The following is a 22136-nucleotide window of genomic DNA, read 5'->3' as shown; positions in this document are numbered from 1 at the left end:
TACCTCACCGCGCGCGTTTAGCTGCCGAAGTGCTCGCCGCCACGGCTACGCGCCAGTTCGATCTGTTTTTGGCGTTCGCGAAACCGGTTTTTGTCAGCCTCGGACGTCTCATCAATGCACTGGTGGCAGCTGACCCCAACGACAAATTCCACCTTCTTCACATCCTCAGGAAACAACGGACGACGACAAGCATGACACAACTGGTGCGGTCCAACCTTTAGGCCATGTCCAACGCTGACACGGTTGTCGAAAACAAAGCAATCGCCCTGCCACGTGCTGTCGGCCTCAGGCACTTCTTCGAGGTACTTCAGAATGCCACCCTTTAGGTGAAACACGTCCTCGACGCCTTGGCCCAGCAGATAGTTCGTGGACTTCTCACAGCGAATTCCGCCTGTGCAAAACATCGCGACTTTCTTGTTATGAAAGCGATCTTTGTTGGCCGCCCACCATGCGGGGAATTCGCCAAAAGTCGACGTTTCAGGGTCTATCGCGCCGTCAAACGTGCCAATCGCTACCTCGTAATCATTGCGCGTGTCGATCACGGCAACATCATCGCGTGCGATCAGATCGTTCCAATCGGCGGCCTCGACATAGTTGCCAACCCGTGCTTTTGGATCGACGTCGGGTTGGCCCATTGTCACGATTTCACGCTTGAGTCGAACCTTCATTTTGCCAAACGGCGGGGTGTCGGAAAAGCTTTCCTTCCACTCTAAACCGTCACATCCGGGCAGGGCGCGAATGTGGGCCAGAACGGCGTCAATTCCGGCACGCGGACCGGCAATCGTGCCGTTGATGCCTTCGCCTGCAATCAGCAGCGTGCCTTTGACGGCACTGCCTTCGCACACCGCACGCAAAGCAGGGCGTAGACCATCAGGATCAGCAAAACGGGTAAAGTGGTAAAGGGCGGCAATGGTGTACATGCGCGCTCAGATACGCCGATCTTTTTGCACAGGCAAGGGGAGGCGGACGCGACGGAACCTTTGACGCATGCAGGTCCTGTGCCCGACGATGTGGAAATGACAACAGACGGTTTGATCAAAGTACAAGATTGGCAGGGGCCGGGCCAGTTGTGGCGCGTGATTGGCGATCAGTCCGAGGGTGCGCCTGTGTTGATTACGCACGGCACATTTTCAAACGCAGAAACATGCCTACCGATTGCGCAGCATTTTGGGCGGATTGCCCCGACCTATGTGATTGAGTGGCGTGGGCGTGATTTGCGGCGCGGCAACATCACGCGCTTTGACTACCACGATTTGGCCGAGGACGAGATGACCGATGCAGTGGCGCACGTTCACCAACAACACCCTAAAAACGGCGTGCATGTTGTGGGGCATTCGGGTGGCGGATTGGCGATGGTTCTGGCGCTGGCGCAAACGCCAAATCTGGTGCGGGTGATGCGCACGCTGACCTTGATGGGGGCGCAGGCGACCCATTCGCATTTGTCCCCGAAACGCGTGCAACTGTTCATGCGTCTGATGGGGTTTGCCGGGCGGCGGTTGGGGTATTGGCCTGCGCGCATTGTGCGTCTGGGACCGTGCAGTGAGGCGACGGGCATCATGCAAAACTGGGCGCTGTGGAACCGCAAACGACAATTCACCGACCGCGCAGGGCGCGATGTGATTGCGCAATTGTCCGATGTTGCCCTGCCTGTGCTGGTTCTGGCGGGCGCGGCCGACAAGGTCATCGCGCCCCAAGCAGGATGTCGTGCAATCGCCGATGGATTCGCAGGACACGCGACGTTCGAAATCTGTGGCCGCGCCCAAGGCTACCCCGAAGATTTCAACCACGCGCGCCTCATCCGGTCACGCGCTGCGGCAAACAGTTTGTGGCCACGTGTCGCCGAATGGATGCAGCAACATTGACGGACCGCCCGGCGCCACCTAGGGATGTGTGACACCAAATTGGAGCGCTCCGATGACCAAAGCCTTGATTGTGATAGATGTGCAGAATGATTTTTGCCCCCATGGCGCGCTTGCCGTTCCGGGTGGCGATGAAATCATCGAAGGCATCAATGCTTTGATGAACGACGCCGAAGCGGTTGTGCTGACCCAGGACTGGCATCCGGCGGGGCATTCATCCTTCGCATCCTCGCACACCGACAAAGCGCCCTACGACCTGATCGACATGCCCTACGGCGATCAAATGCTGTGGCCTGATCACTGCATTATCGGATCCACAGGCGCGCGGTTTCACACAGATCTGCACCGCGACCGCGCCGATTTGGTCATTCGCAAAGGCTACAACCCGCAGATCGACAGCTATTCGGCGTTTTTTGAAAACGACCAGACGACCCCAACAGGGCTGGAAGGGTATCTGAAATCTCGCGGTATCTCTGAACTGGTCATGGTCGGACTGGCCTTGGATTTCTGCGTGAATTTCTCAGCCGTGGATGCGGCAAAACTGGGTTTCGATGTCACGGTCAAAACAGATCTGTGCCGTGCAATTGATCTGAACGGATCCCTCGAATCAGCGATGAGCGGGATGCAATCGGCCAAGGTGAAACTCGCCTAAGGCACCGATCATTATCCTCATCTGCAACAACCGCTTGCCCCCAATCGCGCTGGCTGATCTAAATCGCTGCGAATGAGGGAGAAGCCTAGAATGGTCGACATCGCCACCCGCGTCTGGAATCACAAGTGGAAGATCGACCCGATTGTGCGGTCCCTGATCGACACGGATTTCTACAAATTGCTGATGTGCCAAAGCATCTATCGCAACAAACCCGACACCCAAGTCACGTTCAGCCTGATCAACCGGTCAAAACATGTGCCGCTGGCCCATTTGATCGACGAAGGCGAGCTGCGCGAACAGTTGGATCACGTCCGGTCCCTGTCGCTTAGCCGCGGCGAAAGCACGTGGCTGCGTGGCAATACGTTCTACGGCAAACGCCAGATGTTCACCTCTGATTTCATGGAATGGTTCGAGGGATTGCGCCTGCCAGCCTACCATCTGGAACGTAAAGGTGACCAATACGAGCTGACGTTCGAGGGCAAATGGCACGAAGTTATGCTGTGGGAAATTCCCGCCTTGGCGATTTTGATGGAGCTGCGCGGCCGCGCTGTTCTGGACCAGATGGGCAAGTTCGAACTGCAAGTTCTATACGCCCGTGGCATGACTCGCGTTTGGGAAAAGATCGAGAAACTGCGCGAATTGCCCGACCTTTCGATTGCCGATTTTGGCACGCGCCGTCGCCATTCGTACCTCTGGCAAGACTGGTGCGTTCAAGCCATGCGCGAGGGGCTGGGCGACAAATTCACCGGCACGTCGAACTGCAAAATCGCCATGAACCGCGAGGTCGAAGCGATCGGCACCAACGCCCACGAATTGCCGATGGTCTACGCCGCCTTGGCACCCGATGACGCGGCTTTGGCGCAGGCACCCTACGATGTTTTGCAAGACTGGCAGGACGAGCACGAAGGCAACTTGCGCATCATTTTGCCAGACACCTACGGCACCCAAGGGTTCCTCGACAAAGCCCCCGATTGGCTGGCGGGCTGGACGGGCATCCGCATCGATAGCGGCGATCCTGCAACGGCGGCAAACGTCGCGATTGATTGGTGGAAATCACGCGGCGAAGACCCTCGCGACAAGCGTGTGATCTTTAGTGACGGCTTGGATGTCACGAAAATTCAGGAATTGCAGGCGCAGTTTGCAGGCAAAACCAACATCTCATTCGGGTGGGGCACATTGCTGACCAATGATTTTCGCGGGCTGGTGCCGGATGACGCATTGGCCCCGTTTTCATTGGTGTGCAAAGCGGTCAAGGCGAATGGCCAGCCGACGGTTAAACTGTCGGACAACCCGAAAAAAGCGATGGGGCCCGCGTCCGAAATCGCGCGCTACAAACGGGTGTTTGGTGTTGGTGAACAGGACGAACAGGACGTGGTGGTTTAGCCCCGCGTCCGTTCGCGCCACACGATCAGCAAACCGCCTGCTGCGATCAAAATTGCGCCGGGGAAAAGCGTGCTCCAAGGGGCCTCGTCGAAGAACAGCCAGCCCATGACGAACGCCAGCGGAATGCCAAAATAGCTGAACGGCGCGAGGTTGCTTTGCTCGGTCATGCGGTAGCTGACCACGAGGAATAGCACTGCCGTGCCGCCAAATCCTCCCATGGCGATGATCCAACCCATGTCAGCGGCGGACGCAATTGGTGTAAAACCACCCCAGAAAAATGCGATGGTGAATGCGCCGACGACAGCCGTTAACGACGAATACAGATTGACCAAAGGGCTCGATACGTCGTCGTCAAACAGGCGCGCTGTGACCCCGACCAACGCGTAAAACGCGGCTGCTGCCAGCGGCAACAACGCATAGACAGAAAACCCGTCGCTGCCCGGTTGCATGATCATGATGACGCCGACAAAGCCGACTAAAACTGCCCCCCACCTGACCCAGCCGACGCGTTCGCCCAGGATCGGGATTGCCAGCGCTGTCATGAACAACGCATTGGCGTAAGTGATGGTCGATGCGGTCGCAAAAGCCATTAATCCCAACGACATATAAAAACACAGCTGCGCAAAGGTCACGATGGCACCGCGCATCAACGCGAGCTTCCATTGGCGGATTTTCAAGCGTCTGCCGCCTGCATGCCACGCGCGCGACGACCACAGGGCAATGATCGACGGAACCAGGCCGAACAGATTGCGCCACGCCGATAATTCAGCGGCGGAATACCCGTTCGACAGGTGCTTGATGATCAGGCCCATCGCGTCAAACAACGTCAGCGCGATAAGGCTGAGAATGATGGCGAGGCCGGTTTTGTCAGGGGTGCTCATATGCGCCCACCTTAGTGTCCCGCCGATCAATGTCATGGCGAAAAGCGACGTGCCTCTGGGTGGCATCTGGTTTAATCGTCGGGGTCCACGCGGCCGCGCATGTTTTTGACCTCGCCGCGCACTTTCTTGGCCTTCAGGCGGCGTTTTTTCGACCCTAATGTTGGTCGCGTCGCGATCCGGCGTTTAGGGGCAACCAAGGATTTGCGGATCAGTTCGGCCAACCGCTGGCGTACGATGTCGCGATTGCGCGCTTGGGACCGCGTCTCGTCACACTGCAAAATCAAGGCACCATCCAGCGTCCAACGTCGTCCGGCCAGCCGTTTCAGGCGCACTTTGACGGGGGCGGTCAATGACGGGCTGCGCTCTGCCTCAAACCGCAATTCCACGGCCGACGACACCTTGTTCACGTTCTGCCCACCGGGACCAGACGCGCGTACAAAGCTTTCGGAAAGCTCCCAGTCGTGCAGGGTTATGTCATCGTTGATGCGCACCATGCAGCCCCTATACACCTTTGATGAGACACGAAAAAGGGCCGCCCGATTACAGGCGGCCCTTTCGAAAGTTTCAGGAGGGATCTCGGTTAGACCGGATGGATCCACTTGGACGGTTTACACCGTCATGGGCTGCCTTAACGGGCGACCTCCCAAGCTGTTCCGACACCTCGCTCCAATATCTTCCTCGACACTAGATCACCTCCTTTGCATTTGTTGAACTCATTCGAATCGTCGCACAAGTTCTCCGAATCGCAAAGCCTTTTTTGTGAATTATCCAGCCGCTGCGGTAAAACGCGCAGTAATCAGGCGGAACGGGATCAGTGCCAACAGCGCCAAAGTGAGTTTTACAGTCCAGTCAGCGACCGCCAGCGACACCCACAACGGGGCCATCACGCCGACGCCCAACAAGGGGAGAACTTCGTTGGCCCAAGACACATCATTGGACGGTTCCAAAAAGGTCAGCGGCGCGGCAAAGGCGATTGTGAAGAACAACGCCGTGTCGACGGTGGACCCGATCAAGGTCGAGGCCAGCGGTGCCTTCCACCATGTGCCATTGCGCAAAGCCGAGAAAATACCGACGTCCAGCATTTGCGCGACCAAGAACGCGAGGCCAGAACCGATTGCGATGCGCAGTGTGACCAGTGGTCCGAATTCGCCCATGATCTGGGTGCCAACCAGAGAGCAGAACACGCCAACCACGAAACCGGTCAGCACGACGGTGCGCGCAGGTCCGGCCCCGTAAACGCGGTTCATCACGTCGGTGACAAGAAATGCGAGCGGGTAGGTGAACGCGCCCCACGTCAGCCATTGGCCAAACAAATGTTGCACAAGAATATTTGAGGCCACAACGATGGCGGCCATGGCAAGAATGCCGGGAAGGTGAATGCGTGTCATGATTTTGATCCGTTTTACAAGGTAGCGGAGAACTCGGCCTGCACCATGCAGACGGGTGGTCTTTAGGCGGGGTTGTCGGACGGCGCAAGAGTTATCGCAGGATATATTCTACGATTTCATTGCGCAAAACCGGCAGGAAATTGTCGTCAGACACCATGGTCAGGCGGATGTCATCGTTTGCATCGCGCCACACGCTAAGCCCCTCAAGGTTGTCGTGACGCGCTGGATAGGTGCGCAAAAGTTCGACAGGTTTTTGAGTATTTTTGATCAGGTCAAAGCGGCGGATGCGCGTGCGAAACCCTAGTGGGGTGAATGCTCGTTCAAGAAGATAGAACAATCCGTCGGGGCCAAAATCGGCACCAACTGGCAGGAACGGTCCGTTGCGCGGGATCTGATACGCGGTGCTCCAGGCACCATTTTTGAAGGCGTAAAGCGGGAACGGTTTGTCGATTTCACCGGAGCGTTCGGGCAATGTGTAAAGCGTGCCGGCCTGGTCGATGGCCAACGCCTCAAGCGCGCTGTTGGGGGCCATGGTTTTGAAATCCGGATGGCTGGGCAGGGCTTTTCCACCCAATTCGCGAACCTGCCCCGGTCCCTCAAACGACACAAAGGTGCCGCCTTTGCCAATCGCCAAACCTTCGGTGTCGTGTTTGAATTTGGGGTGTTTTGAACGCGTGACTTGTACGTCCGAAATGTTGTTATCGGCGTCCCGCGTGATTGCCAGATCAAAGATGTGGCCGCGATCAGACAGGGTCAGCGCGGACAGACCATCGGGCGATACCTCGAGGGCGGACAGCCCACCAAACGTGCCGAGCGGGTCCGGCATGTTTGTAGCAGACATGAATTCTAGCGATTGGGCATCAGCGGTAGACCCACCAAAGGCCAGCGCTATTGCGAACGTAAAACGTTTGAACATTGCTGCGGCAGATCGGCAACCGTGAATTCGCGGCGCTTTTTACGAGGGGTCGGGTTGGGGTTTGGCGGAGGTGGGTTAAGGATGTTGTTCACCCATTGTTGGGCATCTGCGCAGCCGTCGCCAGCCGGTGGTGGGGTCTGGTCCTTGCACCCTTTGGCCCCGCGCGGGCAGGCCAAACGCACGTGGAAATGATAGTGGTGCCCGTACCATGGGCGCACTTTGCGCAGCCAGTCGCGGTTGCCTTTTTCGTCTTTGCACATCTGCACCTTGGCCCCTGGAAACACAAAAATGCGGGCGGTGCGTTTGTCTTTGGCAGCAGCTTTGATGATGTTGTGATGCGCGCGTGACCAGCTAGAGTTGGTGAACGCTCCGCTGGATCGGCGTGTAGAGATGGACGAGATATTTTCGCGCTCTGTCACTGACAGGTTCAAATTCGTGGCAGGTAGCATCCAGATGTCCGCGTCCAAACCGACTTGGTGACTGCGGTGACCTGTCAACATCGGACCGCCGCGTGGTTGGCTCATGTCGCCGACATACAGACCGTTCCACCCGGGTTGCGCTGCCGCAACTTTGGACAGGTTCTGAACCATATCGACCAGTTCGGGGTGACCCCAATTGCGGTTGCGTGACAGGCGCATAGCTTGCCATGTCGGGCCAGTTTCAGCCAGCTGTTCGGACCCTGCCAAACAGCCCCGTGCGTATCCGCCAAGCGGCGCGGATTTCTGCGAAGACCCTACACGGGCTGCACCAAAAGCGGCCTTGGCCAGCCCACGGATTTCGGCAGGTGCGGGTTCTTTAACCTGCGTGCCGTCAATGTTGGTGTCTGATTTTCCCGAACAAGCGACCAAAGAAAGCGCCAGCATCAGGCTAAATGTGCGTCGAAACTTGACCATATCGTACTACCCTCACGTCGTTCGCCCCGATGGTAGCAGGACCACGGGGCAAACGAAAAGATGAAAGTTGTAACCAGTCAGGCGGCAGCGGTGTCTTCGCCTTGTGCATTGACCCAAATGAGTAAGAACAAGCCGATTGCGAACAAAAACAACACGGGCGAAATCCCCAATCGGGCGCTGCCGGTGACATGCGTGGTGATGCCGATCAGCAGTGGGGCTAGAAACGCAGTCGCGCGCCCTGACATGCCGTACAGGCCGAAATACTCGGTCGAGGTTTTGGGGTCGCAGTGGCGTACCATCAAGGACCGGCTTGCCGACTGCACGATGCCGCCCATCCCGCCGATGAACACGCCGCAGACCAAAAACACCATGTCGGGTAGGCCGGTGCCTGCCGCCAATGCGACGCCGAAAAAGGTTGTGGGTGACAGGTTGATGATGACAAAACTGACGGCCATCAGCATCAAAATCGCGCAAACGACCACGGGTTTGGGTCCAAATTTGCGATCCATAAAGCCACCAAAGTAGCTAAAGACCATGGCCCCGATGGCCGCAATTACGCCGAACATGCCGATCTGGCTGACTTCCCAATTCAGCACCAGTGCCGCATAGACGCCGCCAAAGGTATAAAGCCCGTTTAGCCCGTCGCGGTACAGCATCGATGACACCAGATACACGCCAAGGCTGGGGCGTGATTTCAGGCGTTTGATGGTGTCGATAACCGTGCTCAACGCTTGGGGGATGCTGGCGCGTTTGCGGGTTGTGCGGACTTCGCGCACCCACAAAAAATAGGGGATCATAAAGATCGCAAACCACAGGGCGGCAAAGGGGCCGGTCGCGCGGGTGCCTTCGCGCATCGACGCATCAAGCCCGAATATCGGGTCCAGCCCGGCAATGGTTTTGCCTGTGTTCTGCTCGACCACAAACACCAGCACGATGGCCAGCGAAATGACGCCGCCCATGTACCCAAACGCAAATCCCGAGCCCGAGATTTTGCCGATCTCTTCCTTGGTGCCCAACGCGGGTAATTGCGCATTGATAAAGATCAGCGCGTATTCCGCCCCGATGAATCCCATGCCAAAGGCCGCCAGCATCCAATACAGGTTACCCGCCGCAGGATCGGTGAACCACAACAGCCCCGCGCCCACGACGTACATAATGCTAAAGCCGACAATCCAAGGCATCCGCCGCCCCGTGCTGTCTGCCATCGCCCCGAAAATCGGCGCAGTGAATGCGATGATCAGACCGAACAATGCTGTGCTCCATGCCCAAAGCGATTGGGCTTTGGCGTCGGCAACGTCTTCGGTTAGTCCCAGGTTTAGGAAATATGTCGCCGCGATCACCGCAAAGAACGGGCCGAAAATAAAGGTGTTTAGTACAGTGTGATAAGGCTGGCTTGCCCAATCGAAAAAATACCATCCCCAGATGCGCTTGCGCAGTGATACGTCGGCCATTGTCTGTCCCATTCTTTTTGTTGAAAGAGTAAGAACAGGCGCGCTTGGGTTAATCAAGTCATGGTTTCATGACCTTACCTGTGGTTGCGATGTCAGGTTTCAGCCATCGGTGGCCATGGTCGTTTGCTTTCTGCCTCGACCCACGCGGCAATATATTCGGGCATCGGCGGCGAAATCGGGCTTTGACCTAGGGCCTCGGCCATGCGGGTGGGCGCGATGCCTTTGCCCTTTTCGGTCAAGGCCGCCCGGTAAATCACGTGACTGGCGCAGTCGCCGTTTTGCTTCCACATCGATTGTTCCAAATACATGAAACGGTCGTCCCAACACACCATTTTGCTGCGCATCTCAAAGCGTTCGAATGCGGTCAACCGACGTCGATACCGCACGGATGCGCCGGCCATTGTCAGCCCCCATTTGTGCTTGAACAAGGCCGCAACCAACCCGCCGCGCTGGGCCAGTGCAAAGCGACCCAAATCGTAAATCGTCAACACCCGCCCGTTGTTCATCTCGGCGAACATATCCAAATCCCACGGCCAGCAAATGTGGTGTGACACGTGGATTTCATCGAACCCCGAAATCGGTGGCATTCTGCGGGCCAGTGCTATGTCTTTGAAAAACCGGACGAAGGGAAACATGCGGGAACGCTCCTTTAACACATGTTGGGCAAGATGAGCGGATTGCGGTTTTGGTCAAGGCCATACCTCGGGGCAGGCTTGCGCTTTTTCGTCGCGCCGCTTACTTGCGATATATCGAATTTAAAGGACGCCACCATGCTGATCATCATTTACGACGCGCTGCAATTGATATTGGGAGTCGTCTATGGGGTGATGATCGTCCATATCATCATGAGTTGGTTGATTAATTTCCAGGTTCTGAACTTGCACCAACCGCTGGTTTCGCAAATTTGGTACGGCCTGAACCGTCTGCTAGAGCCGCTTTACAACCGTATCCGCCGCTTTTTGCCAGATACAGGCACGCTTGATCTGGCCCCGCTGGTGGCCTTGCTGATCGTGATTTTGCTGACAAATTCAGTCTTGCCCACGGTTTTTGGGCTGCGCTGATCTTAATCCCTTGTCCACGGAATCTTAGTGTGTGACTCTGCATCAAAATAGCAGATAATTTTACTTACAGGGTTCCATAAATGGCCAGCGCTGCCACGCTGTTAAGCGACGTATTTGGCTTTGACGCCTTCCGCCCCGGCCAGCAAGAAATTGTTGAAGCCGTAACAGCGGGCGAAAACGTGCTTGCCATCATGCCGACAGGTGGCGGTAAATCCCTGTGTTTCCAATTGCCTGCTCTGATGCGCGAGGGGGTCACGGTAGTGATTTCACCGCTGATTGCATTGATGCGCGATCAAGTTCGCGCCTTGCAAGAAGTGGGCGTTTGCGCCGGTGCGCTGACCTCTGGCAACACCCCTGAGGAAACCGATGCGGTGTGGGAAGGGTTGGAACGCGGCGATCTGAAACTGCTCTACATGGCCCCCGAACGGCTCGCATCAGGTGGGGCGATGAACATGCTGCGCCGCGTCGGTGTGAACATGATCGCGGTCGACGAAGCCCACTGCGTCAGCCAATGGGGTCATGATTTCCGCCCCGACTATCTGCGCATCGGTGAATTGCGCCGCATGCTCGACGTGCCATTGGCCGCGTTTACAGCAACCGCAGACGCCGAAACCCAAACCGAAATTGTGCAAAAGCTGTTTGACGGCAGCCCGCCACGCGCATTCCTGCGCGGCTTTGACCGGCCCAACATCCACCTCGCGTTTGCTGCCAAAGACGGCCCGCGCGGCCAAATTCTGGATTTCGCAAACGCCCGCAAAGGCCAATCCGGCATTGTCTATTGCGGCACCCGCGCCAAAACCGAAGGGTTAGCTGGCGCGTTGCGCGACGCGGGCCACGTGTCACTGCACTATCACGGCGGGATGGATGCCGAGGATCGCCGCATCGCGGAACGCCGTTTCCAACAAGAAGACGGGTTAATCGTTGTCGCCACCGTGGCCTTTGGCATGGGCGTCGACAAACCGGATATTCGCTGGGTCGCACACGCCGATTTGCCCAAATCGATCGAGGCATACTATCAAGAAATCGGACGCGCGGGTCGCGACGGGGCCCCCGCCGAAACCCTGACGCTGTTCGGGCCCGAAGACATCCGCTTGCGCCGCTCGCAAATCGACGAAGGGCTCGCGCCGCCCGAACGCCGCGCCGCAGATCACGCACGACTGAACGCGTTACTTGGGCTGGCAGAAGCGCTGCAATGCCGCCGCAAAAACCTGCTCGGCTATTTTGACGAACACGACATCACCTGTGGGCGCTGCGATTTGTGTGATGCGCCGGTGGATGTGTTCGACGGAACAACGGCAGTGCGCAAGGCGCTTTCGGCGATTTTGCGCACCGACGAACGCTTTGGCGCTGGGCATCTGATCGATATTCTTTTGGGCAACATGACCGATCGTGTCCGCGAACGCGGGCATGACGCCCTGCCGACATTTGCAGTGGGCAAGGAATACGACAAACGCCAATGGCAAGCCGTGTTTCGCCAAATGATGGGGCATGATTTGGTGCGTCCGGACCCCGAACGCCATGGCGCGTTGCGCATGACGGATGACGCGCTACCGATCCTGCGCGACGAGGCAACAATCGAGCTGCGCCGCGATACGATCAAGGCTGCAGGTCGCAATCGGCGTCCGGCGGTCAAAGAAATGGTATCCGAAGAAGACGCGCCGTTGCTCAGCGCGCTCAAGGCCAAGCGGCGCGGGTTTGCAGAGGCAAACAAAGTGCCCGCTTACATCATTTTCAACGATAAAACGCTGATTGAAATGGCTGAAACCCGACCTGCAAATCTGGATGACATGGCCCGCATCGGCGGCGTCGGCGCAAAGAAACTGGAAAGTTACGGCTCTGCGTTTCTTGAGGTCATCAACGGTGAAGCCGAAGTTATGCATCCCAAACGGCGCAAGCTGGCAGGGCGCGAGGCAGCATCGGTCTATGATCGTTTGCTCGAAGTGCAGGCGGAACTTGCCCGTGGAATCGAAGGCATCGACAAGCCGCTGAGCTGTTCAGCCGCGATGCTGGCCAAGGTCGCGCAAATGCGCCCCAGCGACGACGCAGGTCTAAATCGATTGCTGGGTGAGCGACGCGCAGAAAGATTCGGTCCCGCATTTCTGGACGTGCTACGCGAGGCGGGCTAGATCAAAGAGCAACAACAAGAGGTGATGCGATGCTAGTGGTGATTTCGCCGGCCAAACGGCTGGATTGGGCAGAACGGGATGTGGCTGCGACTGCGCCTGATTTTCAGGATGACGCAATCAGTTTGGCGCGGACGGCCCGGAATCTGACGCTTGGTAACCTTAAGGGTTTGATGCACCTGAGCGATGATTTGGCCCGTTTGAACCGCGACCGGTTCAAAGCATTTCAGGATGCCCCGACGGATGACGTGACGCGCCCCGCCGCGTTGGCCTTTGCCGGTGACACCTATCAAGGGTTAGAAGCGGGCACTTTGGACGCTGATGAAATGGCCTACGCCCAAGATCATTTGCGGATTTTATCCGGCCTTTACGGGGTGTTGCGCCCGCTCGATTCAATTCAAGCGTATCGTTTGGAAATGGGCAGCCGCCTAAAGACACGCCGTGGCGGGAATTTGTATGACTATTGGCGTGATGATTTGTCAAAGGCGTTGAACACTCAGGGCGCAGCGACGGGGTCTGATGTCTTGGTTAACTGTGCGAGCCAGGAATACTTTGGGGCAGTCGCTCTCAAGGCGCTAAAGCTGCGAGTGGTCACGCCAGCCTTCATGGAAGACAAAGGCCAAGGCCCCAAAATCGTCAGCTTTTTTGCCAAAAAAGCCCGTGGCGCGATGGCGCGTTACATGGTGCAAAACCGTTTGAAAGACGTGGCCGCTTTGCAGGATTTTGACATCGGCGGATACTCGTATCAACCAGATCTTTCGACGCCAGACAAGCCGGTTTTTGTACGCCCGTACCCCAAAGCTTAACGCCGTTTTCGCAGCGCATCACCAACCCGCATTGCCATTGTATGGCCGATGCGGGTGCGGGTTTTGGAGACAGGCGTGTTCGACGACACGTTGCCTGTTGCTTCGCGGCGCAGAATGTAAAAACCGGACAAGGCAATCACCGCAGTGCCCAAATAAGTTTGCCATTCAGGGTATTCGTTAAAAATTAGAATTCCGAAAATCGTGGCCCAAATGATCTGGGAATATTGCATGGGTGCGACCAAAATTGCGTCGGCGTTTGTGTAGGCTTTGACCAGTAAAGTCATTGCGATCAGCACCAAAACGGAATCGACAGCGAACATGCCAAGGTGCGCGAGCGGAACCTCGACATAGACAAATGGCAGGGCAATTGCGGTCACGATCAGATTGGTCATCATCGGGTACAAAATCATGACGACGCCGCGCTCTTCGCGCCCGATTTTACGTGTGATGACCGACACCAACGCCCCTGCAAAAGCCGCGATGAGGGCTGCGATGTGTCCGCCTGTCAAAGGTTCGGCACCTGGGCGCAAGACGATCAAAACGCCAAACAATCCAACCAAAACGGCCAAGCCGCGACGCAGCCTTACGGTTTCGCCCAGCACCGGAATCGCCAGCAAAGTGATCAACAAAGGTGAGGCAAAAATAAATGCGTAAACCTGTGACAAAGGCAGTGTGCTGATGGCGTAAAACGCGGACAAACCAGAGACAACGCCAGCAAGACTGCGAATAGCGATCCAATACGGATGAACCGGGCGCAATGTCGTAGGTTTATGATCCCCGATCATCACCAGCGTCAACAAAGGAAAGCTGAACAAGGCCGTATAGAACACGATTTGAAACGTCGAATAGGTCGCGCCAAGTTGCTTGATAATCAGGTCATGCGTCGAAAAAACCGCAAACCCGACCAGCGCAAAAACTGCACCAGCGCTGTTTGGGGAAAGTTTGAGTGTCCGCATTTGAGGTGTCCCGTTTCGACGATAGATAACCTTGATCTATCCCTCGTTTTGCTCAGGCGGCAAGGGCGGCATCGCATCTTTTGGGCAAGTTTGCGCTATCTGCGCGTGGATTTGCGGTTTGCGCAAAGGTTTGGTCAAATAGTGATCTAGGCCCGCCTCAAGGATGCCTTGGTCGTCGCCGTCCATCGCGTGGGCGGTCAGGGCGACAATCACAACTTGGTCTTTGCCGTCTTTTTGCAAGGCGCGAATCTGGCGGGTCGCCTCTTTGCCATCCAATTTCGGCATCGAAATATCCATGAAAATCAGATCAGGGGCAAAGGTCTTGAAGGCCTCAACCGCTTCGATTCCATTGTTGGCGAACTCCAGATCGATGTCCAAATCTTTGACCATTTTACGGAACACCAATTGGTTGGTTTTGTTGTCCTCAGCGGCGAGCACGCGCATTTTTCTGGTGGCTGTAGACACTGCCAATGGGGCTGGTTTTTCCACAACGACATCCTCATGAATGCCACCCAACGATTCCAACTTGGCGAACAGTTCTTTGCGGCGCACCGGTTTTTGCATCAAGGCGTGTAGATGCCTGCGCGAGGGGTCTTTTTCGGCAAATCCGGGGTTCGAGCTGAGCAAGATAATTGGCGTTTCATTGCCGCGTTGGCGCAATGCCTCGGCCAGTTCCAAGCCGTCCATTTCTGGCATGTTGTGATCTGTCAAAACCAGATCAATCTGACTATTTTGTCCGGACACCAGATGCACCAACGCCTCTTTTCCGTTGGTGCAAGACGTGACTTTCAGCCCCAATTGTTCCAACTGCCGTTCCAGAATCGTGCGATTGGCGGCGATATCATCGACAACCAAAACGTGGCGCAGCCCATCTGGAATGACCGGATGGGCATCAACATCAATCTCCGTGGTGTCCATCGGCACGCGAAAGCCAAAACACGACCCGACGCCTTCCTCGCTTGTCACCCAGATTTCGCCTTCCATCAAATCAACAAGCCGCTTGGAAATTGCCAATCCCAATCCGGTGCCGTCAAACTGTCGGTTACGCTCGTTTTCGACTTGATTGAACTCACCGAAAATATGTCCGACCATATCTTTGGAAATGCCGATACCGGTGTCTTCGATCGTGATCGTGACATCTGCGCACCCCAATTCTTCGTTGGGAACACCAAGGACACGGACCAAAACATGCCCTGACGCGGTGAATTTGACCGCGTTGCCCATCAGGTTGGTCAGCACTTGCCGGATGCGTCCCGGATCGCAAATAAACCGCGTCGGCAGGAACAGATCATAGTCCAGAACGATGCTTAGACCTTTGTCGCGCGCCGAGGGTTGCAACAGCATGATCACCTCGTGAATACTGCGTTCCAGATCAAAGGGTTCGGGATAAAGCTCCATCTTTTTGGCCTCGATCTTTGAGTAATCCAGCACGTCGTTGATGATCACCAACAGCGCCTCGCCAGAGTTTTTGATCGTATCCACATACAGCTGCTGTTCTTCGGACAGACCAGTTTCGCCCAGCAAATCCGACATGCCCACGACACCGTTCATGGGCGTGCGAATTTCATGGCTCATGTTGGCCAAAAAGGCGGACTTGGCGCGGTTCGCGGATTCAGCAATCTGGCGGGCCTCGTCCAGCTGTTTGGTGTTTTCAACAATCGTTGTGATGTTCAGCCCCAGCGACACGATATCGCCATCCTGACCACGACGATCGACCAGCTTGACGTATTGATCGTTCCACAGGTGCAAAGTCACGGGGGGCGGCTGCGGTTCGTACCACCGCTGCACCATCATTTCACGCCACTCAATCGCGCTCATGTTTTCGGTGTTAACAATGCCTTCGTCGGTCAGCATTTGCAAAATAGTGACGTAGTTCACGCCCGGTTTGATTTCTTCTAACCCGTCAAAGATGGACAGGTAGGCCTGATTGGCGGCGATCATCCGGTTTTCAGCGTTGAAAAAGGCAAACCCGTCAGTGATCGTTTCGACGGAATGCCAAAGACGACGTTCAGCAATCAGGATCTTTTGATTGGCAACACCCAGATCGGATTTCACCCGCTCGTTTTCACCACGCACCTCTTCGACTTCGGCGCGGGTTTCGACGATTTCTTCGCTAAGGGCCTGCGCATGCCGCCCCAGTTTGCGATTCGCGGCAAACAGTTCGGCCTGCTTTAGCTCAAGCATACGCTCGGCAGCCAAGCGCCCGCGCCGTTCCTCAGCCAGTTTGGTGGCAAGAATCATCCTGAGTGTCGCCCCTTGCGTTCGATACCCCTGCAAAATCGGACAGTTCAGTGAACATCGCCTTAATCTGCGGGGGAATCGTTGCAAATTGTACAAACCCCATGCGATCCTAAAGCACATTAATGGTGGAGCATTTTGATGAAACGTTTGACTTATGTCCTGACGGCCCTTGCGGTATTTTGCGCACAGGCGGCCTACGCTCAGTCCAGTTTGCCCAAGGATCGCTACGTTTATTCATCGGGTGTCGATTACTACGGCTCGGATTTAACCCCGCTTTTTGACACCACCCAAGACGCGTGCCGGCGCAGTTGCTCGGCGTCCTCTGCCTGCGTTGCATTCACCTACAACAGCCGTTCCAGCGCGTGCTTTCCCAAATCGGCCGTCAGCGATCAAACACCCTACGCAGGCGCGATTTCAGCGCAGAAAGTCACCACATCAGATAGGGTAATCGCAGTGGCCGCCGAACGCCTGAACGCGGCACCTTTCATCACCGAACGTGACATCGCTGACGCCCGTCGCTTGGCCCGTGGCATTGGCGCACGTTTCCCGCTGAACGAACGCGATTACGACCGCGTGCTGGCGGATGCGTTGTCGGCATGGACACCGGCCAACGCCAAATCCGCGCGCACCCAAGTCGGGACTGCCTTGGCCGTCATTGACCGGGCTGATCTATGGACCCGTTTTGGCCGTCAAACGCTCGCTCTGAAAAACACATCCAAGGCTGATGCGATCCCCGCCATCGTCAACGGCTATTTGCGCGCGCAAACACCCCAAGATCAATCATGGGCGCTGCGCCAATTGGCCCGCGCCTACGAGGACCGCCGCCGCGGCAAAGACATGGTGCGCGCCTTGCGCCTTGCGTCCGAAATCCAACCCTCGCAACGGGTGAGCGAAGCACTAGACAAAGCCATCGCAAAATACGGGTTCCGCGTGGTCGGTACACGCGTTGACAACAACAGCGCCGTGCCGCGCATCTGCGCTGAATTCTCGGAAAATCTGGCCTCGGGCCAAGACTACGAAGACTTCGTACGCGTCAATGCCCCAGGCACAATCGTCAGCGCCGAGGGCCAAACCCTGTGCGTCGAAGGTGTCGAATTTGGCGCACGCTACGCTGTCACGTTCCGCAGCGGTTTGCCCAGCGAAACCAACGAAACATTGATCCGCGATGTCGGCGTCAATCTGTACGTTCGTGACCGCCCCGCTGCTGTCCGCTTTCCGGGTCGGGCCTTTGTTTTGCCCCGCTCGGCTGACGCTGCATTGCCTGTGCAAACCGTCAACCTGAACGCGTTGGAACTGCGCCTGCGCCGCGTCAGTGAACGCAATGTTTTACGCGCAATCCAAGACAGCTATTTCGGCAAACCGCTTAGCGGTTGGGAGGACAAGAACTTCGTCAACGATATTGCGCAAGAAATCTGGACCGGCACTGGCGATGTGCAAAACACGCTGAACACAGAGATGACCACGCGCCTGCCGATGGGCGACGTGATCGGTGATCTTGCCCCCGGAATTTACGCGCTGAGTGCCCGTATCCCGGGCGCTGACCCGTATGAAAACGCCGGTGCGACCCAGTGGTTTGTGCTGTCCGATCTGGGGATTTCGACGTGGAAAGGCAACGACGGGCTGACCGTCGGCTTGCGCGGTCTTAGCGACGCTGGTGCGCGCGCCGGGGCCGAGGTCACGCTGATCTCGCGCGCCAACGCTGTGCTGGGCACGGCGACCACAGACACCGATGGCTTTGTGCAATTCGCGGCCGGTTTGACCCGTGGCACAGGGGCGTCTGCGCCCGCCTTGGTCGTTGCGCGTTTGGGCGACGATGACATCGCGTTCTTGCCCCTGACCGACCCCGCGTTTGACCTGTCGGATCGTGGCGTCGAAGGGCGCCCACCGGCCCCCCCAATCGACACGTTCCTGACCACAGACCGAGGAGCCTACCGCCCCGGTGACGTCATTCACGCCACCGTTTTGACCCGCGATGCGCAGGCCCAAGCGATCCTTGATCTGCCGTTGACCGCGATCCTCAGCCGCCCCGATGGCGTCGAATACAGTCGCCACACCAGCACAGGCGGTGTGGCCGGTGGGCACGTCTTTGCGCTGCCGGTCGCGAACACTGTTGCGCGCGGCACGTGGCGCTTGCAACTGATGTCCGATCTGGACGCCGCACCGCTGGCCACCCAAACCATTCTGGTCGAAGATTTCTTGCCAGAACGGATCGACGTGGACCTGTCGCTGCCCGAGGCACCCCTGCGCTTGGGCGACCGCCCGCCGCTGACCGTCAACGCGCAATACCTGTTTGGTGCACCGGGCGCTGATCTGGTTGTCGAAGGGTCGGTCCGGTTGCGCAGTCGTGACACGCTGGACGGCTGGAACGGTTACGTCTTTGGCCGCCACGACGCGAAACTGACGACCCGCACCGCCTACCTGAACGGCGGGCGCACGGACGCGAATGGCATCGCGCAAATGGAACTGACGTTGCCATCGGTTGACGGCGATCATCCGATCCTCGAGGCGACGGCAATCATCGCCGTCACCGAAGGGTCAGGGCGCCCCGTCGAACGGCGCATCAGCAAAGCGATCACGCCCGACCAGCCGGTCATCGGGATCAAAGCCGGGTTCGAGGATATCCTCTCGGAAAACAGCGACGCCTTGTTCGAATTAATCGCGGTCGGGGCCGATGGACAAGCCACAAACATGGACGTGACCTGGACGGTAAACCGCGTGCAAACCCGCTATCAATGGTACCGCCTGTTTGGCAATTGGAACTGGGAACCGATCACACGACGCACGCGGATCGCAACCGGCGACGCCGCACTTGGAGCCACCCCAACAGCCATCAGCGCGCCGACGCAATGGGGTGAATACGAACTGGTGGTCGAGAGCGCCTCTGGCCAATTCACGGCGTCGTCTTTCGGGTTTTCCGCAGGCTGGTACGGGGGCGGCGATGCGTCGGCCACACCGGACCGTTTGGACGTTTCGCTGGACGCCACCAGCTATTCGGCGGGCGACACAGCACGGTTGCGGATCGTCCCACGCTACGCGGGCACGGCGCTGATCAGCGTCTTGTCAGGCCACGTGATTGAGCGGCAAGTGGTCGAGGTTTCGGAGGGTGAAAACGTCATCCCGCTGAGCGTCTCGGATGCGTGGGGCACAGGCGCGTATGTCAGCGCCACGGTGATCCGCCCGATGGACGTCAGCGCCGGGCAAAACCCTGCACGCAGCCTAGGTTTGGCACACGCCAGCATCGATCCTGCGGACAAGGCGCTGAGCGTTTCGATTGAGGCCCCAGACACGGTTTCTGGCCAATCGGGCCGCACAAACATCTCGGTCAAAGTCGAGGGGGTCAAGGCAGGCGAAACGGCCTACGTCACGCTGGCGGCGGTTGATTTGGGCATTCTGAACCTGACCGGATTTGACGCGCCAGACCCCCAAGACCACTACTTTGGCCAACGTCGTTTGGGTGTCGAAATGCGCGACGTCTACGGGCGTTTGATCGACGGGCTCAACGGTGCTGTCGGGCAGGTGCGATCCGGTGGCGACGCGGCGTCTAGCATGCGCTTGCAATCGCCGCCGCCGACCGAAAAATTGATGGCGTTTTTCTCGGGGCCCGTGACCGTGGGGCCAGATGGCGCTGCAAGCATCGCAATCGATCGCCCGGATTTCAACGGCGCAATTCGACTGATGGCGGTCGCGTGGTCGAAGGGTGGCGTGGGGCAAGCGTCACGCGATATCCTTGCGCGTGATCCCGTGGTTCTGACGGCATCACTGCCGCGGTTCCTTGCGCCGGGTGACAACTCGCGTCTGTTGCTGGAACTGGTCCATGCAGACGGTCCGGCAGGCGACGTCGGCCTGCAAGTGCAAGCCTCAGGTGTCATGCTGGAAACCGCGCCCGTGTCTGTCACGCTTACTGAAAAAGGCAGTGCCAAAATCGACCTTGGCCTGACTGCTGATGCCATCGGGGATCATCCGATCACTGTCACGCTGACCTTGCCGAACGGGGCGACATTGACCAAAAACCTGACCCTTGGCGTGCGCAGCAATGATCCTGTTACCGCGACCACGCGGCGCTTTAGCCTTGGTGCGGGCGAGACGTTTACCTACGACGCAAACGTGTTCGCAGGGCTGCTGTCTGGCACGGGCAACGCAACGCTGACCGCAGGCCCGCTCGCGCGTTTTGACGTGCCGGGATTGCTGCGCCAGCTTGACCGTTATCCTTATGGCTGCACCGAACAAGTCACCTCGGCGGCGATGCCGTTGCTAAGCGTTGGGGCGTTTGCAAATCAGGCAGGCATCGACGATGTGCAGGCGCGGATCAACGATGCAATCGCCCGCGTTTTGACCCGCCAAGCCAGCAACGGCGCCTTTGGTTTGTGGCGCGCACAATCCGGTGAATTCTGGTTAGACGCCTACGTCACCGATTTTTTAAGCCGTGCAAAAACCGGCGGATATGACGTGCCGAAGCTGGGCTTTAGCATCGCGCTCGACAACTTGCGCAACCGCGTAAACTACGCCCCTGATTTCGACAAAGGCGGCGAAGACGTCGCCTATGCGCTGTTGGTTTTGGCGCGCGAAGGGGCCGCATCCATGGGCGATTTGCGCTACTATGCAGACACCAAAGCGGGCGCGTTTTCGACGCCTCTGGGGGCTGCACAACTGGGGGCGGCACTGGCGCAATACGGTGATCAAACCCGCGCAGACCGGATGTTCAACCGCGCCGCTGGCCTGTTGCTGAAAAAGCCTGCGAAAAACGTCTGGCGCTCTGATTTCGGATCGCAATTGCGCGACACCGCAGGGGTTTTACGACTGGTGGCCGAGGCAGGCAGCACAGCGATTGATCAAAACGCATTGTCCGCATTTGTCACCCGCGCAGGCCGGCAATTGTCGACACAAGAAGCCGCGCAAGTCGTCATGGCAGCCCAAGCGTTGCGCCAATCTGTCGGGGCCAGCGGTGTCGAAATCAACGGGCAGACGCAGCAAGGACCATTCACCCAAACGCTGGCCGACACAGACCGAGCCAGCCACACAATCCGCAATACATCCACCAGCGCGATGGACGTCACGCTGACGACCTACGGCGTGCCCGATGCGCCCCAAGAACCCACCGGGTATGGCTATAGCATCAAACGCGATTACTTCACGTTAGACGGGGACTACGCAGAGGGCGATTTCAAGGCTGGCGAACGCCGCGTTGTGGTGCTGTCAATCGAGCCATTCGAAAACGTCGGGGCGCGGTTGATCGTGGATGACGCACTGCCAGCGGGGCTCGAAATCGACAACCCGAACTTGCTGCGGTCTGGCGACATCAAAGGGCTGGACTGGTTGAAACCCAAATTCGCGCTGCACGCCGAATTCCGCGCGGACCGGTTCCTTGCGGCGGTCGATCATCGCGGCAACGACGCGTTCCAACTGGCCTACATCGTGCGCGCCGTCAGCCCGGGCGATTACCATCATCCGGCGGCCTTGGTCGAAGACATGTACCGCCCCGAATACCGTGCATTGACGGCCAGCGGCACGCTGTCGGTTCGACCCTAA

Annotated in this window: 17 protein-coding genes; 7 read left to right on the top strand and 10 right to left on the bottom strand. The window is 57.6% G+C overall.

All coding sequences use genetic code 11. The features are described 5' to 3' along the window. Positions 1 to 17 precede the first annotated feature (17 nt). Positions 18 to 920, bottom strand: a complete 903-nt coding sequence (locus tag ACFIO0_RS16780) for a rhodanese-related sulfurtransferase (RefSeq protein ID WP_390911543.1) — start codon at positions 918 to 920, stop codon at positions 18 to 20. A 60-nt stretch (positions 921 to 980) separates the two neighbouring features. On the opposite strand from ACFIO0_RS16780, the gene ACFIO0_RS16775 reads away from it, so the two are divergent. The 3 genes from ACFIO0_RS16775 (at position 981) to ACFIO0_RS16765 (ending at position 3894) form a co-directional block, all read left to right on the top strand. Continuing rightward, positions 981 to 1862, top strand: a complete 882-nt coding sequence (locus ACFIO0_RS16775; RefSeq protein WP_390911542.1) for an alpha/beta fold hydrolase — start codon at positions 981 to 983, stop codon at positions 1860 to 1862. A 52-nt stretch (positions 1863 to 1914) separates the two neighbouring features. After that, positions 1915 to 2511 (top strand): bifunctional nicotinamidase/pyrazinamidase, encoded by a 597-nt coding sequence (gene pncA, locus ACFIO0_RS16770; protein ID WP_390911541.1) that lies wholly within the window; start codon positions 1915 to 1917, stop codon positions 2509 to 2511. 90 nt (positions 2512 to 2601) lie between these two features. Further along, on the top strand, positions 2602 to 3894 hold the full coding sequence (locus tag ACFIO0_RS16765; RefSeq protein ID WP_390911540.1) for a nicotinate phosphoribosyltransferase: 1293 nt from the start codon (positions 2602 to 2604) through the stop codon (positions 3892 to 3894). Here the strand turns inward: ACFIO0_RS16765 and ACFIO0_RS16760 are convergent. The 7 genes from ACFIO0_RS16760 to ACFIO0_RS16730 form a co-directional block, all read right to left on the bottom strand. Continuing rightward, complete coding sequence (locus ACFIO0_RS16760) at positions 3891 to 4775, bottom strand: EamA family transporter (RefSeq protein WP_390911539.1); 885 nt, start codon at positions 4773 to 4775, stop codon at positions 3891 to 3893. The two genes, ACFIO0_RS16765 and ACFIO0_RS16760, sit on opposite strands and share 4 nt — an antisense overlap. 71 nt (positions 4776 to 4846) lie before the next feature. Then, positions 4847 to 5269 carry an alternative ribosome rescue aminoacyl-tRNA hydrolase ArfB gene (gene arfB, locus ACFIO0_RS16755; RefSeq protein WP_390911538.1) on the bottom strand — a complete coding sequence of 141 codons (423 nt, stop codon included), beginning with the start codon at positions 5267 to 5269 and terminating at the stop codon, positions 4847 to 4849. Between the two features lie 270 nt (positions 5270 to 5539). Further along, positions 5540 to 6163 (bottom strand): queuosine precursor transporter, encoded by a 624-nt coding sequence (locus ACFIO0_RS16750; RefSeq protein ID WP_390911537.1) that lies wholly within the window; start codon positions 6161 to 6163, stop codon positions 5540 to 5542. Between the two features lie 91 nt (positions 6164 to 6254). Then, complete coding sequence (locus tag ACFIO0_RS16745) at positions 6255 to 7079, bottom strand: esterase-like activity of phytase family protein (protein WP_390911536.1); 825 nt, start codon at positions 7077 to 7079, stop codon at positions 6255 to 6257. Beyond that, entirely contained in the window at positions 7052 to 7972 is a 921-nt protein-coding gene (gene mepA, locus ACFIO0_RS16740) for a penicillin-insensitive murein endopeptidase (RefSeq protein WP_390911535.1), read from the bottom strand. The genes ACFIO0_RS16745 and mepA overlap by 28 nt, the downstream gene beginning before the upstream one ends. A 77-nt stretch (positions 7973 to 8049) precedes the next feature. Beyond that, positions 8050 to 9423 (bottom strand): MFS transporter, encoded by a 1374-nt coding sequence (locus tag ACFIO0_RS16735; protein WP_390911534.1) that lies wholly within the window; start codon positions 9421 to 9423, stop codon positions 8050 to 8052. A 92-nt stretch (positions 9424 to 9515) separates the two neighbouring features. Beyond that, complete coding sequence (locus ACFIO0_RS16730; protein ID WP_390911533.1) at positions 9516 to 10058, bottom strand: thioesterase family protein; 543 nt, start codon at positions 10056 to 10058, stop codon at positions 9516 to 9518. A gap of 135 nt (positions 10059 to 10193) precedes the next feature. Here ACFIO0_RS16730 and ACFIO0_RS16725 point away from each other — a divergent pair, with 135 nt between their 5' ends. The 3 genes from ACFIO0_RS16725 to yaaA all read left to right on the top strand — a co-directional run bounded on the left by ACFIO0_RS16725 (position 10194) and on the right by yaaA (position 13413). Next, positions 10194 to 10484 carry a YggT family protein gene (locus ACFIO0_RS16725; protein WP_390911532.1) on the top strand — a complete coding sequence of 97 codons (291 nt, stop codon included), beginning with the start codon at positions 10194 to 10196 and terminating at the stop codon, positions 10482 to 10484. An 80-nt stretch (positions 10485 to 10564) separates the two neighbouring features. After that, entirely contained in the window at positions 10565 to 12610 is a 2046-nt protein-coding gene (recQ, locus tag ACFIO0_RS16720) for a DNA helicase RecQ (protein WP_390911531.1), read from the top strand. Between the two features lie 29 nt (positions 12611 to 12639). Continuing rightward, positions 12640 to 13413 carry a peroxide stress protein YaaA gene (yaaA, locus tag ACFIO0_RS16715; protein ID WP_390911530.1) on the top strand — a complete coding sequence of 258 codons (774 nt, stop codon included), beginning with the start codon at positions 12640 to 12642 and terminating at the stop codon, positions 13411 to 13413. Here the strand turns inward: yaaA and ACFIO0_RS16710 are convergent. Both ACFIO0_RS16710 and ACFIO0_RS16705 read right to left on the bottom strand, forming a co-directional pair. Continuing rightward, positions 13410 to 14369, bottom strand: coding sequence for an EamA family transporter (locus tag ACFIO0_RS16710; RefSeq protein WP_390911529.1), 960 nt, complete (start codon positions 14367 to 14369; stop codon positions 13410 to 13412). The two genes, yaaA and ACFIO0_RS16710, sit on opposite strands and share 4 nt — an antisense overlap. A 36-nt stretch (positions 14370 to 14405) precedes the next feature. Continuing rightward, positions 14406 to 16610 (bottom strand): response regulator, encoded by a 2205-nt coding sequence (locus ACFIO0_RS16705; protein WP_390911528.1) that lies wholly within the window; start codon positions 16608 to 16610, stop codon positions 14406 to 14408. 138 nt (positions 16611 to 16748) lie between these two features. Between ACFIO0_RS16705 and ACFIO0_RS16700 the strand changes: the two genes are divergently transcribed. Then, on the top strand, positions 16749 to 22136 hold the full coding sequence (locus ACFIO0_RS16700) for an MG2 domain-containing protein (protein WP_390911527.1): 5388 nt from the start codon (positions 16749 to 16751) through the stop codon (positions 22134 to 22136).

The organism is Pseudosulfitobacter sp. SM2401 (genome assembly GCF_042932805.1).
In the GTDB taxonomy this organism is placed as follows: domain Bacteria; phylum Pseudomonadota; class Alphaproteobacteria; order Rhodobacterales; family Rhodobacteraceae; genus Ascidiaceihabitans.
Note: the sequence above shows the minus strand (reverse complement) of the source record. Positions and strands in the feature narration are given on the sequence as shown.